A 1,693-nucleotide genomic window follows, 5' to 3' on the forward strand; every position below is an offset into this window, starting at 1 on the left:
ACCGACGCGCCCGTCCCACTCGCCGCGCACCCGACCGAGCTCGCTGGCGCGGGGCGGGTGCCCGAGCAGCTCACCGGCCAGCTCGCGCAGCAGCGGTGGCGCCAGCGCCGCCATGCCCAGCCCCACGTCGGCGGAGGCCCGGCGCAGCTCCGTGCGGAGCCGGTCCCGGTCGCCGGAGCGGACCCCACCCGCCACCCGGCGCAGCAACTCCTGGGAGTCGCCCACCCGCTCGTCGGGTTCGTCGTCGGTGCCCTCGCGCCCGCCGGTCAGCTCGGCCACCCGCACCGACCACCAGCGGCGCATGCGCACCTGCTCGGCCGGCTCCGGTGCCACGGCGGTGGGCCCGGCCGCCGGTGGCGTGTCGTGTCGGGGAGCGCGTTGCTCGGGGCGGGGGGCCGGGCCGCCGTCCGCGCCGAGCCCGATCGCCGTCAGGTAGGCCGACAGCTGCTCCTGCGCCACCCGCAGCGCGTAGCCGGCGCTCTCGGCGTGCTCGGTGGCGGCGGACAGCTCGGGCACCCCCATCGGGTTGGCCGACTCCTGTCGTACCCAGCGCAGCCGCTCCGCGGCCAGGCCGAACTTCTCCAGCGCCTGCCCGAGCAGGGCGTGCGGGAACTCCTCGGTGGCGGCACGGACCTGCCCGCCGACATCCTCGATGATGGACATGACGGCCTACAGGGTGGAGACGTAGAGCTGCGCCTGCTCCACCGCGACAAGTGTCGCGGCGAGACACTCCTCCAGCTCCTGGCTGGCCTGGGTCAGCGAGGCCTGGGCCGCCTCGACGGTCTCGTGCCCGCTGCCCTCCAGCGCCCCGGCCAGGGTCTGCTGGGCCTCGGACAGTTTCTCGCCGGCCGCCTGCACGGCTGTCTGTCCGTCTCCGATCTGTTGGAGGGCGACATCGATGGCAGCCTTCAGCTCGGCGACGCTCGCCACGGCGAAACCTCCTGGGGGCGGGGAGATCTCCATTAGAGCCTATCGGCGGTCGGGAAAGAACATCCGCCCTGTCGGTGTTCCTGCCCGCCTGTCCGGAAGGCCCTCGGAAGTGCCGGGAGTCCGATCTGTGGGAGTCCCAGTGCGAGAATTTCTCAGTTGCTGGTCGGGTTCTCGCGAAGCCAGCGCGGCCCGTACACCTCCGCGCCCAGCGCCGTCACCCGCCCGCGCAACTCCCGGTCGGCGGTGACCACCAACCGACGACGCCGCGGCTCCGCCTCCACCAGCTCGACCACCGTGTCGTCGCCGGAGCCGGCCGCGGAGACCACCCGTACGCCCTCGGTGCCCGGCACGTCCCGCGCAGCCCCCTCGACCACCAGGACCACCTCCACCGGGGCGGGCAGCCGGGCCGGTAACCCGACGGTCGCCACCGGGGCGAGCGAGTCGCGCAAGCGGGCCGCGGCACCGGCACGGTCACGCCACCACCCGTTCGGGCGGGAGCCGACCACGTTGGCGCCATCCACGATCAGCAGCGGGGTCTCATCCATCCCGCCAGCCTGCCACCACCCGGCGGCAGTGGCCCGACGCCACTCCCGGAATGCCGGTGCACCGCCACCTGCGGCGTTTGTCGGGGCGCGCGCCGGGTAGCCCCTGCCGACCGTGCCGAGCCCTACCGCGGAGGACAGACATGATGGGACCCGGTGACATCGGCTCCGACCCGTGGGACGAATTCCTGGCCAGGTACTTCGGCCGGGGCGAGGGAGGG

Annotated in this window: 2 protein-coding genes and 1 pseudogene; all 3 read right to left on the reverse strand. The window is 74.2% G+C overall.

Going from position 1 to position 1,693, the window contains the following annotated elements:
• Nucleotides 1–663: pseudogene (locus KBX53_RS32140) on the reverse strand (hypothetical protein); the annotation flags it as partial.
• A 6-nt stretch (nt 664–669) separates the two neighbouring features.
• Nucleotides 670–930 (reverse strand): hypothetical protein, encoded by a 261-nt coding sequence (locus KBX53_RS32145; RefSeq protein ID WP_030332749.1) that lies wholly within the window; start codon nt 928–930, stop codon nt 670–672.
• Nucleotides 931–1,082: 152 nt separating this feature from the next.
• Nucleotides 1,083–1,475 carry a hypothetical protein gene (locus KBX53_RS32150; RefSeq protein WP_030332751.1) on the reverse strand — a complete coding sequence of 131 codons (393 nt, stop codon included), beginning with the start codon at nt 1,473–1,475 and terminating at the stop codon, nt 1,083–1,085.
• Nucleotides 1,476–1,693: the final 218 nt, after the last annotated feature.

Origin of the sequence: Micromonospora sp. M51, assembly GCF_018070305.1 — a bacterium.
Lineage (GTDB): Bacteria > Actinomycetota > Actinomycetes > Mycobacteriales > Micromonosporaceae > Micromonospora > Micromonospora parva.